Here is a 15,020-nt window from a genome sequence, read left to right as displayed (position 1 = left end):
GTATGCAGCCGAAATTATTAGATAAAAATTTTATTGCCAGTTTGGGATTCGAAAACATTAAAGTTTTGAGACAGGTTTATGAATGGATTCAAATTCATACGGAACTTTGCCACCTCTATTCATTAGAAGAGTCTTTTGAAAAGAAATTATTATTAAAAGAAAAGGTAGATGAGTCCTTTGAGCGTGGTCGAACTTTATTTGAAGGTATGTTACCTCAAGTCGTAGAGACACGTAAAAGACCTTCTATACCTCTTTCTGGAGTCAATCGTTTTGCAGCTCCAGCAACGGAAGTGTTAAAATCTTCAAAGTCAGATAATGTTGTAAATAAAAGCGTTAGTTATCCATTTCATGCTGAGTATGGAACAAAAGGGAATGTGAAGCGAATTCCTATGCCAAGTCGCACTTATATAAAGAAAAAGTGAAGCTAAATATGAGCTAAAAACTGAACAATTTAATAAAATATTGTTCAGTTTTTTTTATTTTATAATTTCTAAATTTAAATCGTCTATAAATTTTAAGTAGGATTTTAGTAAGGAATTATATGAGAAAATATGCGTCTATAATTTTTGCTTTTTTTATAATTACATTGATTTTTTATTCCATTTTTAAGTTTATTTTAAATATAAATAATGAAGGAAGTATAAAATCATCGAATATAGAAGTTAATAAAAATAATGGCTATAAAAAAATTAATAGTCATAAGTCTATTTCAGAAAGTATTTATTGGAATAAAAAGGAGCTATTTATTGATTTTGATAGCTTTAAAGTGTCAAATAAGCAAGCAGATTTGATAATAGGTCAGAAATATTATTTATTCTTGACTTTATTTAATACTGATAAATGTTTTTATGGGGATTTTCATTTTCTTAAGAGCGAGTATAATCAACTTGTCTTTAAAGCACTTAACATTCCTAATGCTACTCGTTTTCTTAACTATGCACGCTTTATAAATGAAAAAATATTTATTAATATATTTGATGAAAGAAGTTTTAATGCAGAAAAAAGTCGTCAAAGCTGTAAAAATTGGGTTAAAATTAAAAATAATTAGTTCTCTTGTTGTTTTACTTAAATCATGCGATTCTTATGCGTATTATCTTAACTTAAATATTTCCAATGGGGAGTGTAAAAATTTCTCAAGCAAAAATGTTATTCAAATTTCTTCAAAAAATTCAAAGAAAGTTTTTATTAAAAAGGATTTAATATCAAATAATATTGTCCTATGTGGTTTAGAGTTAGGCAAAACAGTACTCTCAATTTGGAGTTTAGACAATTGGGAAAAATATGATATTTTAGTTCAAGTTCGAAAAAATAAAAATGTTAAAAATTCAAGATTATTTTATAAAAATGAAACGACAATAAAAAAATCATATCTAGATGAGTTTTTTATTGAAAAAAAGATATCTGGGTGGCAAGCAAGAGACAAATGAACTTGCTTTCAATTTATATGCTTGCTATCTGATAATAGTTTATTATTATTGATTGAGCAGCTTTGCTTTGAGGTAATTAAAAGTGTTTGGATTCAGTGGTGGTGAAATCCTTCTGATAGCATTTATAGCACTCATACTCTTTGGTAATGAGAAGTTGCCAGAAAATATGAAAAAGTTTCTGAAAGGTATCAACCATGCAAAAAAAGTGGCTGGAGATGTTCAACAGTCTTGGCATGAAGTTAAAACCGACGTTCAGCGAAGCATTAATTTTGATATTGAAAAACAAGAACTTTCGGAATTAACAAAGCCAATTGAAGTTGATTTTAATACAAATATTGCAGATATTTCATATTTTGAGAACCCGAAAGATGAAATTGTTCACCAAGAAGAGATTGATAGTTTTCAAAATGCTTTATATAATCATGAAGATATAGAGCACTTGAATGACTCTTCGGAAGTCGAACCACAAAATCTCGGCTGCTTACCGGTTTCAGCTAAAGAGTTTTTTATGTCTGACTATTTTATAGGTCCTAGAATTTAAAAACATTCGTTTTTTTTAACCAAGAGAGTCACTTTAATGACTCATAATTTCATTTTAATTACCCTTCATATTGTGGCGATACTTCAATAACTTGGTAGGTATGGAGGGGGTTATTTTTTGATCCATGAAGTTTGACTTATTAGAATTTATATTAATAATTTTTTTGATATTTACACTCATAATTAATTTTTATTTTGTAAAATCTTTTAAGAAAAGTTTTCGTAAGAAAAATAAAAAAATTCGTTTTTTCGTATTTAATAATAGGATCCAACGGATTAAAAACTTTGAAAATTTGTCGGAGAGAGTTTTGTTAGATATTTTAGAAGCATTAAAAAATGGTGATCACTCCCATGAACAGGCTATTGCTCTTCTCCCTCTTCTCTTGGATATTAGAAAGATTGGTGAACAATTAATCAGACAGCAGAGTTTTTTTCATACCTTTTTATTTCCTATCGGGGAAAAGAGATTAAAGCCGAGAGTAGAAAGATTGATTCACGTTGAAAAATTGTTAAAGTCGCTTCCTAGAAAAGATTCTTCATGTGAAAATACACAGAAAGAGATCTCCTAACAAAAGGACATCAGGTGAATATGGAAAATATAGAGAACTTACATAAGCGTACCAAGAGACAAATAGGTGATATTTGGTATTGTAGAGAGTACTGGAGTGGTGATTCTCGTGATGGGCAATATGTAAATGGTGATGGATATCATTATTTTGAAATGCTTGGAGATGGCTTTGTACAAAAGGCTTTTGAGTATTATGAGACCGATGATGGAGAAGAGAAGGTGACTCCGACACCTGAGCTCGTTGGAATCAATTGGTTTGAGTTTTTTGGTTTTGAAGATGAAGAACTTCTTGAAGAAGTTCCAGAGCATGAGTTCATTTATATAGAACAACTCATTAAAAAAGCATGACATACCCTTGCCATCAATCAAATGAGCATTAAATTTCTCCAAAACGCAGCGCGCGTGGTGGCTAGAGCGTTGGTTATTCGGAGATAGAAATGAAATACTATGAAATTCTTGGATTAAATAAATCCGCAAGTTCAGATGAAATTAAAAAAGCTTATAGAAAATTAGCTATGCAATATCATCCTGATAGAAATCCAGGGAACAAAGCTTCTGAAGATAAATTTAAAGAAATGTCAGAGGCTTATGCTGTTTTATCGGATCCTGAGAAAAAACGTCAATACGATATGTTGGGCGACACTCATTTTTCACAGCAACAAGGAGCTGGTTTTCAAGAAGATATTTTTAAGAATATGGATTTCGAAAGTATTTTTAAAGATATGGGCTTTTCTGGCTTTGGGGGCATGGGGGGCACCCGTTTTGGGGGATTTGGCGGAAAAAATTATGGAACAAGAGGGGGGCGGCGTGGAGGTATGCGTGCTGAACCTGAAGATTACTCTCGCTATGATTTAGAGCATGACCTCGAAATTGGTTTTATGGATGCTTATAATGGTTCCGAAAGACATGTCAGTTTTTCCTTAAGTAATGGAGAAAAAATAGATTCTAGAATTAAAATACCTGCTGGCATTGATTCTGGAAAAAAGTTGAGAATTAGAGGGCATGGTCAAACGGCTCCTGATGGACGTAGAGGAGATCTTTATTTAAAAGTAAAGATAATGTCCCACCCTGATTTTGTAAGAAAAGAAAATGACATTGAGGTTGAAATCAGCGTACCTTTCAGCACACTTTGTTTAGGTGGGCAGATTGAAGTAAAAACTCCACAAGGTATTAAGAATGTAAAGATTCGCTCAGGAATGCAAAGCGGCATTAAAATTCGATTAAAAGGCCTTGGTTTTCCAATTATGAATACTCAAGAAAATGGAGATCTTTATGCTATTCTTGCAGTTAAGGTCCCAAACGAGAGTGAAATAAATCTGGAATTAAAAGAAACTCTTGAACAGCTTCAAAAGGCTGGATATTAAGTGTAGTTATAGAAGGTCAGTGATTTAGATGAATGCTATTTTATAAAATATAAAATCATTTATAGATTATTTTAAAAATTATCAAAAGGATTTTTGTATGGGTATCAATTATGTTATTTATAAAGGGTTATCTTCTGTTAAGAATGAGTTAATAGAAATTCTTGCCAGAGAAATAAAGAAAGACTATGTTCATACTTCTTGGGATAATAACGATCTTATTATTGAAATAAAAAAAATGGGATCGAGTAAAATTAATATTGCTTTCAAAGAAGTTGATAACAAGGTTCAAATTAATGAAGTAAAGCGTAATATTGCTATGATGCATAAGCCATTTACAGCTGAAGTTGAGAAAATGGTTGATGATATATTAGTCAATAAGCTAGGGGCAAAGAGGGCTTAACTCATTTGAGTTTTATTCATATCGCTCAAAAAAAAATGCGATTTATATCAAATATTGCAATTTTATTTATGGCAGTATTTATTACCTCATGCTCAACAACTTTTTTAAGTTCCGAACGATCTATAATTCAGAAAAAACAAGATCTTAAAAATAATTTGGAAGCACTTTTTCAAAATAAATTTAATCAGCAAGATTTTGATTTAGTTTCATCTACATATTCAGTGTTCACTGCATTTCAAAATATAAGAGAAAATAATTTTGAAAAAGCAAATAATATTTCAAAAAATATATTATATACAAAAGGCTTATCTGCATCAACCTATAAGTTTGCTTTTAAAGCGTATTCAATTTCATCCATTTTAATGATAAATGAAAATATTTCAAATAAAAAACTGAATGAAGGTTTTGATTTCTTTTCTTTTCAAAATAATCAATGTGAAATCCTTTGTGATAGCTTTGGTTGGAAAGTTTTAGCGCATGATAATTCTTCTTTATTTTCTCAAAAAGGATATCAAGAGGAACTTTTGTCAGAAGATTTTTTTGCATTTGTAAATAAAGAAAAACCACACTGGATATCTGAATCGCTATTCTTTCAAGAAAATGCATCATCATTTAAGAGTTATGATAAAAGATTGGTAAATATAAAGAGAGTATCTGAAATAAATTTAGATACAGAGGATTCTTTAGAGAATGAAAAGAGAAGTAAAGAAGAGAAGATTGCTCTTAATTATTTTTTGAATGGTGAATTTCAAAAATCAAAAAATTTATTTTTAAATCTAGTTGAAAATACAAGTAACTCACTTGAAAAATCAAATTATTATTATTGGATTGGAAGGATTTACAGTGCACAGAATAATAGTGCTGAAGCTAAAAAATATTTTTTAAAGTCTGGAATTGAAAATCCATTAAGTTTATATGACTCTTTATCGGGACAAATAGTAAAAAATTCATCTGGACGTTCGTCAACTACAGAGCTTTCTCCATTTGCTGAATCATGGGAAAGAGAAATGGAAAAGTGGATTTCTTATCCAACATTTGTTTCAAATTCCGATATTATTATTTCATTAAAATCTGCAATTATATTAGCTTCAAAAATTAAATTAGAAAATAATATTTCAAGATTAGATGATTATCAGGATTACATAGGTAAACATGAAAGTATTGAAAGTTTTCTTTTAAAAGATGAAATTAATTGGCTCAAGAAAAAATGGCAAGAGGAATATAAGCATTGGCCAATTAATGAAAAGCCAGATGTTATAGGAAATAATATTTCATGGTTATTATTTTTGACAGGTCAACATGTTCAGTCGATAATATTTGTCTCTCATATAAAAAACTCTTTGGATCCGTTTTCAGAAAATAATAATTTTTTATACTTTTTATTTTATCCAAGATTGTATAAAAGTGAAGTTAACTTAGCTATTAAACAATGTCCGGTGGATCCAGATTTAATTTATGCAATCCTTAGACAAGAAGAATTTTATAACTTTAATATTGAAAATAAAGATTCAATATTAAAAAAAACTTGTTTACTAAAAACAAGATTAAATATCTATAAAAATGGAATAGTTAATTCTTTATCTGCTTATTTAGTTGGAGTAGATTTAACTAACGAGTGGCTTAAACATAAATCTCAAATTAATGATGATGCCGTTTTTATGGAAACAATTCCAGATGAAAAAGCAAAATATTTTGTTCAGGAAACAGTTAAAAATTATTATAATATCAAATGGATTTATTTTAAAAAAAATTCTATAAGCGAAGCTCTTTTGAATTTACTTTTTGCTTATGAAAGGTAATTATTGTATGGCTTGGTTTCAATTGTTCATTGCAGGATTATTTGAAATAATATGGGCAGTTACTTTAAAAGATATTGATAGTATCTCAAATATAAAACCAATAGTTATTACAATGGTGGGAATGATTATAAGTTTTAGTTTTCTATCTATTGCTTTAAAAAAAATACCGATCGGAACGGGTTATGCTATTTGGACAGGCATTGGTGCAGTTGGAGTCGCAATATACGGAATAATTTTTCAAGCAGAATCAACAAATATAATAAGAATTATTTGTCTAGCTCTTATAGTAATTGGTATACTGGGTGTTAAATTCTTTACTCAACAAAAAAATTAATTTAAATTATTATGAGTTAAATTGAATTTTGAAATAATGGAGTAAAATATGGCGTGGCTTTTTATAATTATTGCTGGGTTATTTGAAATTGTATGGGCAGTTTCTTTAAAATATGTTGATGGTTTCTCTAAACCAAAGCCACTTATTATTACAATTGTGGGAATGATTATAAGTTTTGGCTTTCTAAGTTTAGCACTAAAAGCGCTGCCTATTGGGACAGCTTATGCCATTTGGACAGGCATTGGTGCAGTTGGAGTTGCATTGTATGGAATTTTCTTTTTGTCCGAATCTGCAAACTACAAAAGATTAGTTTGTCTATCGTTTATAATTATTGGAATATTGGGTCTTAAATTTTTCACACCTTAGTAAATCTAGATAATGTTAAGATTAATTATTTAACATTATCTATTGCGTATGGATATTTTTCAGTATCAATTAATTTTTTAGCAATATTTTTAATGTCATCATCATGGTTTGCTTTTAAATTATAAATATTTTGATTAATGCGTGCTTTCGCATTTCTAATAATTAATTTTGCCATTGTAAGTTCAGTCTCATTTTTTTCAGGTCCACCATGTTTTTCTAAAACAGAATTAATGCGAGAAAGTACTGAAGAAATAACATAAGTATCTATTGCTATATCTGCTAAACGAGCCAATTGCTGTTGCTCATCTACGAGTTTATGGCCATATGTACGGATAAGTTTTGAGGCAGAAGTTGTAAGAGCATGGGTAGCTGTTGAAAGTCTTTCACACTCTTTTTCGAGTGCAGGATGAAATCCTTCTAGTTTTTCAGTGAGCACACTTTTTTTAACTTCACTAAATGCAAATTCAGATAGAAAACCTATTTTTTCAATTGCATTATTTAGGAAATCTACACTTTTAATATTTTGTAATGATTGAAGTTCTTTTCCTAAACGTTGATATTGCGAAGCAGGCTCTTTTAAACCTGTCATAGCAATAAAGAGTCTTAAGATTTCATTTGTACCTTCAAAAATAAGGCCAATACGCCCATCACGAAGTTTCCTTTCAATACCATATTCTACCATATAACCATTGCCGCCATGAATTTGCATAGCTGTATTTATTGTTGCCCAGCCAGCTTCTGTAACAAATACTTTACAAATTGCAGCTTCAATACTGTAGTCGGTATCCCCTGAGTCAACTAAATTTGTAGAGAAAAAAGTTACTGATTCAGAAGCATAAATATGCATAGCCATTTCGCTTAACATATTTTGGATAAGGCCAAAATCGGATATACTATGGCCAAAAGCTTTTCTATTTTTTGTATAAGTTATACATTCATCCATTACAGATTTCATAGCTCCGAGAGCTCCACCTGCTAAGCCTAGACGACCTTGATTTAATATTCCCATTGCAATTTTAAAGCCATCACCTGATTTCCCAAGAATATTTTCTGCAGGAACTTTTACATCTTTAAAGAAAACTTCAACTGTTGATGATGCTTTTATACCAAGTTTAAGTTCCTCTGATCCATGAGAAACTCCACCCATATCACGTGTGACAATAAATGCTGTTATTTTATCTTCACCATTCACTTCTTCTTTTGCAAAGACTGTAAAAAAATCGGCGAAACCTCCATTTGTTATCCACAATTTTGATCCATTAAGTATATAATGGTCATCACTTTTTACAACTCTTGTTTTAATTCCAGCAGCATCACTTCCTGCGGTGGGCTCTGTTAAAGCAAATGACGCTATCATTTCGCCAGTTGCGAGTTTAGGCATATATTTTGCTTTTTGCTTTTCATTGCCATATAGATAAAGACCTTTTAAACCAATTGAGCTGTGTGCACCTGCTGTTAACGTTACAGATGCATCATGTTTATTTAAAAGTTCAAGAGTTCTTGTATAAAATGTTTGAGTAAATTCGCTTCCGCCAAATGCTTCTGGGATAATAAGTCCAAAGAGACCCATTTCTTTCATCCCTTGGATTATTTCTTTTGGCAACTTTTTTTCTTGATCGAATTTTAAACTATCGACATTTTGTTTCATCCAATCATTAATTGAATTGGCCATGAGAGTATAATCATTTTCACGATTTGTATTAAAAAATGGATAATGATGCAGAGACTTTTCAGAAATATGACCATTAAATATACTTTTCATAAAACTAAATTTTGCATTTCCAGACATAAAGCCTCCTCGATTAATCAATTTTCATTCTGGATAAGTGAACTTTACATTAATAAATTATCTGAATTGAATGAAGAGAGCAAATTGTTTGAAATGCAAACTGTAGTAACTGTCAATGTCACTTAAAATGTATTGTAAGCATTGCTAGTTTAAAAAATTAAACATATTTTGAGAGATAGAGAATTTTATTTTATTTATTTTAGGAGATCAAAATATGGCTATGTTTGATTTAAATGAAACTCAGAAGCAATTGTTTGAAATGGCTAAAGATTTTTCAAACAAGGAAGTGTGGCCTAAAGCGAGAGAATTAGATGAAACTGCAAAATTTCCAATGGAATTATTAAAAAAGACTCATGAACTTGGAATGTTAAATGCATTTGTGCCTGAAGAAGTAGGTGGACTTGGACTTGGTACATTTGATCATTGCTTAATTTCTGAAGCGCTCGCAATGGGGAGTGCCGGATTTTGCACGGCCGCTTTGGCAAATGATTTAGCTGCTGTCCCTGTTATTTTATCTGAAAATAAGCATGCATGGAAAGATTTTTTAGCTCCTATGGTTGAAGAGTGTCAGATGGCTTCTTATTGCGTAACTGAACCTGGTGCTGGGAGTGACGTTGCTGGGATTAAAACAACGGCAAAGAAATCTGGAGACAAATACATATTAAACGGTGCTAAAATGTGGATTACGAATGCTAATTATGCTTCGTGGTTTTTTGTCCTAGCAAAGACCGATCCATCTAAGGGGCATAAAGGCATGTCTGGATTTATTGTTTCAGCAAAGTCACCAGGAATTACCATAGGGCGTAAAGAAGATAACATGGGACAGCGTTGTAGTGACACACGTGGAGTTACTTTTGACAATGTAGAAGTCCCTGCAAAATATTTATTAGGTAAAGAAGGAGATGGGTTTAAGCTCGCTATGGGTGCGTTTGATAGAACTCGACCTGCAGTTGCCGCAGAAGCTCTGGGCTTGAGTCAGCGGGCTATGATGTGTTCGATTGACTATGCAAAGCAACGACAGGCTTTTGGTAAAACAATATCTGAAAATCAAGGTGTTAGCTTTATAATTGCAGAAATGGCACGGGATATAGAAGCCGCAAGGTTGCTCGTATGGAAAGCGGCTGATGAAGTCGACGCTGGGAGAAAAAATACATATTATGCTTCGATCGCAAAAATGTTTGCAGCCGATGCCTGTATGAGAATTACAACGGATGCTGTGCAAATTTTTGGTGGATATGGTTATAATCGTGAATATCCAGTGGAAATGTTAATGAGAGATGCAAAAATCTTCCAGATTTATGAAGGTACTTCTCAAATTCAACGTATGATTGTCGGAAGAATGCTTTTAGATGTCTAAAGAATTCTTTAAATAAATGAATTAATGTGCTAAACCCCAGGCGGATTGGTTTCTCGTTATTTTATTTTTTAGAAAGATTTGGTGGCAAGATGATAAAGCCCTCAGAAGCAAAAATCGGAATTGTTGTTGCAAGATTTAATGAGGTCATTACCTCTCGTCTTGCATTGGGTGCAAAAAATCTCCTTATACGACGAGGAGTGAAGGCTGAAAATATAATTGAAATTGAAGTCCCTGGAGCTTTTGAAACTCCGCTTGCTGCTCAGCTTTTAATAGATAATAAGAAGGTGCAAGGTGTCGTGGCTCTTGGGGCTGTTATTCGTGGTTCAACGGATCATTACAACTATGTTTGTTCTTCTGTATCGTCTGGCCTTATGAATGTACAGCTCACACGTTCTGTCCCTGTTTGTTTTGGCATACTCACTTGCGATACAATGGAACAAGCTATTGATAGAGCGGGTGGAAAATCGGGTAATAAAGGTGCAGATGTTGCAGATACTGTATTAGAAATGATCTTGCTAAGATCCTCATTATTAGGAAATTTGTCATTATGATTGAAGGTGTAACTGGACTCAAACCAGCTGATTTTAAACAAGTAAGAAGGTTTGCTGTTCAATTTGCATACCAGCAGGATGTAAATCAACAATTTGTTATGCAAAAAACTGCTTTAGAACAATTTATGAAGCAGTCTGAAGTTGTTGAAATTCAAAGACCTTTCTTACGCTCTCTGTTAAGCGCGGTCTTTGAAAATAGCAAAAAAATTGATGATTTAATTGAAAAAAATGCAAAAAATTGGAGAATCTCTCGTATAGCTCGGGTTGATTTAGCTGTTCTTCGTATTGCTACAACAGAGCTTTTAGAGCGTAACGACACTGATATTGGTGTTGTCATTTCCGAGGCAGCTTCTATTGCTCAAGAATATGGTTCTTCAAACTCAGCTTCTTTTGTAAATGGTATTTTAGATGCAATTGCTAAAACTGTGCGTTCTGTTTGATTGAATAGTAAATATTAATCAAAAAGGCATATTATTTAATGAGAGAAATTTACCTCCTTGAAAATACAGAAGCCTGCTCAAAATTTGTTTTAGAACGAATTTCACAAGGATATTCTTTAGAAACATTTTTGGGGATAGGAACTTTCTCCAGTCAAAAATTAAAAGACACTGAAAAAGGTATAATTATTCTTTCTTCTCCAGCATTTCTTGAAAAAGAATTGTCGGAAAGTGTGATATTAGGTCACTTTTCTGTTTTTGAGCAAGATTCACTTTTGTTACAAGTAGGAGAAGAAAATCATAAAAGTATTCCAATTTCAAGATGGTTTTTAGTCGGTCAGCATTTAAGTTTATTTTCCTCACCTCGTATTGATGTCTTAAGATATTTACCAATTAAAGAGCTTATGGGCGTGAGAACTCCCGAAGAGTTTATGCAGGTATATTTGGGATATTTATTTCCAAATATTCAAGAAGTCAGAGCTCAGTCTATTTTATTTCTTTTTGATATAAGAATGCTGTGTGATTATATTCGTGCTTTTTTTATGTGGCTCATAGAAAAGTATGAATTAGTTGGTTTGAAAGAATCTATTTTAAATTATTCAGAAATGGATTTGCAAAAAAAAGTAACTGAAGAGTTTTTATGGTTTTTAGCCGATTCAGCATTACATCCCTGTATTGGAGTATATCCATCTTCCCAAAAATGTTTTGAATTTTTGCTTCAATCTGCTCGTGTATTAAGAAAACAAGGAAACTTAACAGATGAAGTTTCCTTTAAACTTTAATTTTATCAATGGTGACATTATGGTAAAAAAACAACATGAGAAAAGAAAGCATGAAAGGCATGATATTGAATTTGTAATTTCAATTTATAAAAATAATAAACCCGTTGCTCCAAATAATATTGTGAAAAATTTTTCATTAGGTGGTTGTGCGGTGCTTCTAACAAATAATTATAACTTTCAGTTAAATGATATTTTAGAAATACATGTTGAAGATAATTTTGTAAAAAAAAGTGTTAGTTTTAAAATAGATCCCATTTTGGGAGAAGTTAAATATATTGATAAATCTAATATATATTTGATTGGTATTGAATTTAAAAAAGTAAGCAAAAATAATTTAAGAATAATAAAATATATAATTGATCATGGATATGTTTTAAAAGAATTTCCACAAACTTGGCAATTGTCAAAATGAAAACTTCTATTTAAATATTATATATCTCTATACTGTCGTCTTCATTTGGTTCTAGCTCAGAGTCATCGGAAGGCGCTTTAAGAAGTTGCAAGAGATCTTCTCTAGATAAATGCTTAAAGACTTCCTCATCTTGCTCGACAAATCTTTCAAAAATCATTCTTTTACGACTGATAATATCATCAATTCTTTCTTCTAGAGTGCCTCTTGTGACAAGTTTGTAAACTTGGACATTTCTTGTTTGACCGATGCGATGAATTCTATCAGTTGCTTGATTTTCCTTTGCCGCATTCCACCATCTGTCAAAATGTATAACGACACTGGCTGATGTTAAATCGATCCCTGTTCCGCCTGCTAATAATGAACCAATAAAGACTTTGACATTATTATTTTCTTGAAACTCTCTAACAATGCTTCCACGATTTATTGATTGACCTGTTAGGATAACATGCTGAATGCCTCGCGCATTTAACCTTTCAGAAAGCTTTGTAACCATCTTTGCATATTGAGAAAATACAACAACTTTTTGTTCGCTCTCTAGAGCTTCTCCAAGTAATTCGTCAAATACTTTAAGTTTACCACTCCCTAGCTGAGAATATCTTGGATCAATAATAGAAGGATCATCGCAAATTTGTTTTAAAAGACTTATTAAGCTAAAAATATGAATATAAGGAACAGGATTCTTTTCATCTTGTAGGTCATCAATTAATTTTTTACCTTTTAAATTTAGAACCTCGTTGTATAATTTCTTTTGCGCAGAATTTAAATGACAATAGCGAATGTCTTCAACCTTATCAGGCAAATCAGTAAGAACATCGAGTTTATTTCTTCTCATTTTAAAGGGGTGAATAAGCCTATGGAGCTCAATGTCAGCAATAGGATCATTGTTTTCATCATTTGACATATATTTCTTTTTAAATTCACTATCGCTTCCAAGATAGCTTGGCGCAATATAATCAAATAAATTTTTTAATTCCATTAAATCATTTTCTAATGGAGTTCCTGTTAAGCAAAGACGCATATTGCTGTCAATTTTGCAGGCAGCTTTATATGTTCTTGTGCTTTGATTTTTTACTAAATGTGCTTCATCAAGTATTACTAAATTCCATTTTTTTTGCATTATTATTTGTATATCTCTGAGCAATATACCATAGCTTGTTACAAATACATGATGGCCTTTAGCTTGTTTTTGTACATCAATTAAATAATTCTTACGAATTGCCCCATGATAGCAAATACATTTTACTTTTGGAATATATTTACTCATTTTGTCTAACCAATGATCTATAACACTTGTAGGACAAACGACTAAGGTAAGTGAGAAGTCATCTCGTTTGGCAATGCTTGAAATAAGTCCCATTGCTTGGTGAGTTTTGCCCAGTCCCATTTCATCAGCAAGCAATCCTCCGAGTTGGTTGCTATATAGCCACCAAAGCCATTTTAAACCATCTTCTTGGTATGGTCGTAAGCTAAGTTGAGTTTCTTTTAAGGAGGGTAAAGTGAGTTTTTCGCGCGAAATTAAACCTGCGCGAATTTTATCGATAATATCAGCCTTGCCTTTAACTTTACTTTCTGCACCAAATTGTTCATGAAACCGTATAAACTCAAGGGTAGAAAGCTTTAATTGTCCATCATTTTGAATTTTATTTTGTAACCAATCAAAATCCGCATTTATTTTTACAAATCCTTTTTCAGTTTGTAAATATTGCTTTCCTTCCGCTCGGGCTCTCAAAATTTGTAATAATGTTCCTGAAGTTTTTCCTTCAATTTTATCTTCAGCTTTTGAATTAAATTTTGCATCAATTAAGATAGCGCCATCTAAAGATTTATTTAAAGTAAACTCAGGAATTATTATTTTATTATAAACTTTTACTTTTGATAAGCTACTATGTAAGAGAACGTCAGCCGTCTCTTTTAATCTGACGAAATCATTTTCAATAAGAGTAGCGGCAGTATCACCTTCAACAATTCCTGATTTAGGGTACTCATGCCATCGCGAAATTTGAGTTGAATTCATTTTGTCTGAAAATGGGATATAACCTATTTTATTAAAAAATAAACCATATTTTCCTAAATGTGAAGGTTGTAGATCGCTCACATGAATTTTTTTTATAGCTTTATTATCTTTAATAATCTCAATGTTTTTTTGAATTAAGAAGCCTGAATTTTTATGATTTTTAATATCAAAATATCTTTTTGCTGTTACTCCATGTTTAATGAGATTAAGGACATTTTTTGATGCTTTTTCATAATGCTTCGTGTTAAATAATAATTTACAAGTGTCGTCAATCCCAAATCGGTAATTGAGTTTTTTTGCAAAATCAATTTTTACAGTTACATTTAACCAAGGCTCTTCCTTATCGACATCAATTGAAACAAGTTCTGTTGCATTTGAAGAAAAAATATTTTCGAAACTATTACTTTCTAATGTTTGCTTTGCATCATTGATAATTTCCCATTTTTCTTGAGCATTAAAAATTGAGTTTTTCTGATCATCAGCTTGTAAAAGCTTAGGTCTAGGCGATGTGCTATTAAGGTGAAGTTCAGAACCACCTGTACCTAGATTCATTCTTTGGAGAAAAATAGGTTTTTCTTGATCTAGATAAATGCAAAAGGCTGCTATATGAGCACATTTTTCAGCTCTTCTGCGATTGGCTTGACAGGTGCACTCCATCCATTGGACGAATCTACCCTGCGCGTGAATTTTCATGCGCACTTCATAATTTTCTCCAATTCCAGCTTTCACTCTTCCGCTTAAGAGTTCGCCATAGGAATTGAAGTTATGTACTCCACCCGATCTAAAAATTGAAATTCCATTTTGCCAATTATTAGCAAGGAATTGCGGAAATACGAAATCAATAAACGAATGAGAAGTCATTTTTATTCTGTCTAAATTT

General features: G+C 31.6%; 18 protein-coding genes. 16 read left to right on the top strand and 2 right to left on the bottom strand.

The genetic code is table 11. The features are described from left to right. Nucleotides 1–2: 2 nt before the first annotated feature. The 11 genes from GCL57_RS07610 to sugE all read left to right on the top strand — a co-directional run bounded on the left by GCL57_RS07610 (nt 3) and on the right by sugE (nt 6,798). Nucleotides 3–422, top strand: a complete 420-nt coding sequence (locus tag GCL57_RS07610) for a hypothetical protein (protein WP_152212759.1) — start codon at nt 3–5, stop codon at nt 420–422. Nucleotides 423–541: 119 nt separating this feature from the next. Further along, nucleotides 542–1,048, top strand: coding sequence for a hypothetical protein (locus GCL57_RS07605; RefSeq protein ID WP_152212758.1), 507 nt, complete (start codon nt 542–544; stop codon nt 1,046–1,048). Continuing rightward, nucleotides 993–1,427 carry a hypothetical protein gene (locus tag GCL57_RS07600; RefSeq protein WP_152212757.1) on the top strand — a complete coding sequence of 145 codons (435 nt, stop codon included), beginning with the start codon at nt 993–995 and terminating at the stop codon, nt 1,425–1,427. Before GCL57_RS07605 ends, GCL57_RS07600 begins: the two co-directional genes overlap by 56 nt. Nucleotides 1,428–1,509: 82 nt before the next feature. Then, nucleotides 1,510–1,968 (top strand): Sec-independent protein translocase subunit TatA/TatB, encoded by a 459-nt coding sequence (locus GCL57_RS07595; RefSeq protein ID WP_152212756.1) that lies wholly within the window; start codon nt 1,510–1,512, stop codon nt 1,966–1,968. A 307-nt stretch (nt 1,969–2,275) separates the two neighbouring features. Next, nucleotides 2,276–2,536 (top strand): hypothetical protein, encoded by a 261-nt coding sequence (locus tag GCL57_RS07590; RefSeq protein WP_152212755.1) that lies wholly within the window; start codon nt 2,276–2,278, stop codon nt 2,534–2,536. 20 nt (nt 2,537–2,556) lie between these two features. Beyond that, nucleotides 2,557–2,883, top strand: coding sequence for a hypothetical protein (locus GCL57_RS07585; protein ID WP_152212754.1), 327 nt, complete (start codon nt 2,557–2,559; stop codon nt 2,881–2,883). Nucleotides 2,884–2,972: 89 nt separating this feature from the next. Beyond that, nucleotides 2,973–3,899, top strand: coding sequence for a DnaJ C-terminal domain-containing protein (locus GCL57_RS07580; protein ID WP_152212753.1), 927 nt, complete (start codon nt 2,973–2,975; stop codon nt 3,897–3,899). A 97-nt stretch (nt 3,900–3,996) separates the two neighbouring features. After that, a complete protein-coding gene (locus GCL57_RS07575) occupies nt 3,997–4,299 on the top strand; it encodes a hypothetical protein (RefSeq protein ID WP_152212752.1) in 303 nt (100 codons plus the stop codon). A 5-nt stretch (nt 4,300–4,304) separates the two neighbouring features. Next, on the top strand, nt 4,305–6,098 hold the full coding sequence (locus GCL57_RS07570) for a hypothetical protein (RefSeq protein WP_152212751.1): 1,794 nt from the start codon (nt 4,305–4,307) through the stop codon (nt 6,096–6,098). Between the two features lie 7 nt (nt 6,099–6,105). After that, on the top strand, nt 6,106–6,432 hold the full coding sequence (locus GCL57_RS07565) for a DMT family transporter (protein ID WP_152212750.1): 327 nt from the start codon (nt 6,106–6,108) through the stop codon (nt 6,430–6,432). A gap of 48 nt (nt 6,433–6,480) precedes the next feature. Further along, complete coding sequence (gene sugE / locus GCL57_RS07560) at nt 6,481–6,798, top strand: quaternary ammonium compound efflux SMR transporter SugE (RefSeq protein WP_152212749.1); 318 nt, start codon at nt 6,481–6,483, stop codon at nt 6,796–6,798. A gap of 25 nt (nt 6,799–6,823) precedes the next feature. Here sugE and GCL57_RS07555 read toward each other — a convergent pair whose 3' ends face one another. Next, a complete protein-coding gene (locus GCL57_RS07555; protein ID WP_152212748.1) occupies nt 6,824–8,587 on the bottom strand; it encodes an acyl-CoA dehydrogenase family protein in 1,764 nt (587 codons plus the stop codon). A 214-nt stretch (nt 8,588–8,801) separates the two neighbouring features. On the opposite strand from GCL57_RS07555, the gene GCL57_RS07550 reads away from it, so the two are divergent. The 5 genes from GCL57_RS07550 (at nt 8,802) to GCL57_RS07530 (ending at nt 12,126) form a co-directional block, all read left to right on the top strand. Continuing rightward, the gene (locus tag GCL57_RS07550) at nt 8,802–9,944 is read left to right on the top strand and encodes an acyl-CoA dehydrogenase family protein (RefSeq protein ID WP_152212747.1); all 1,143 of its coding nucleotides are present in this window, start codon (nt 8,802–8,804) and stop codon (nt 9,942–9,944) included. 89 nt (nt 9,945–10,033) lie between these two features. After that, complete coding sequence (ribH, locus tag GCL57_RS07545; RefSeq protein WP_152212746.1) at nt 10,034–10,495, top strand: 6,7-dimethyl-8-ribityllumazine synthase; 462 nt, start codon at nt 10,034–10,036, stop codon at nt 10,493–10,495. Further along, a complete protein-coding gene (nusB, locus tag GCL57_RS07540) occupies nt 10,492–10,935 on the top strand; it encodes a transcription antitermination factor NusB (RefSeq protein ID WP_152212745.1) in 444 nt (147 codons plus the stop codon). Before ribH ends, nusB begins: the two co-directional genes overlap by 4 nt. Nucleotides 10,936–10,973: 38 nt before the next feature. Then, nucleotides 10,974–11,714 (top strand): hypothetical protein, encoded by a 741-nt coding sequence (locus GCL57_RS07535; RefSeq protein WP_152212744.1) that lies wholly within the window; start codon nt 10,974–10,976, stop codon nt 11,712–11,714. A gap of 19 nt (nt 11,715–11,733) precedes the next feature. Then, nucleotides 11,734–12,126 (top strand): PilZ domain-containing protein, encoded by a 393-nt coding sequence (locus GCL57_RS07530; protein WP_161597656.1) that lies wholly within the window; start codon nt 11,734–11,736, stop codon nt 12,124–12,126. A 10-nt stretch (nt 12,127–12,136) separates the two neighbouring features. On the opposite strand, the gene GCL57_RS07525 is transcribed toward GCL57_RS07530, so the two are convergent. Beyond that, nucleotides 12,137–15,001, bottom strand: coding sequence for a DEAD/DEAH box helicase (locus GCL57_RS07525; RefSeq protein ID WP_152212742.1), 2,865 nt, complete (start codon nt 14,999–15,001; stop codon nt 12,137–12,139). Nucleotides 15,002–15,020: the final 19 nt, after the last annotated feature.

It is taken from the genome of Fluviispira multicolorata (assembly GCF_009208585.1).
Lineage (GTDB): Bacteria > Bdellovibrionota_B > Oligoflexia > Silvanigrellales > Silvanigrellaceae > Silvanigrella > Silvanigrella multicolorata.
Note: the sequence above shows the minus strand (reverse complement) of the source record. Positions and strands in the feature narration are given on the sequence as shown.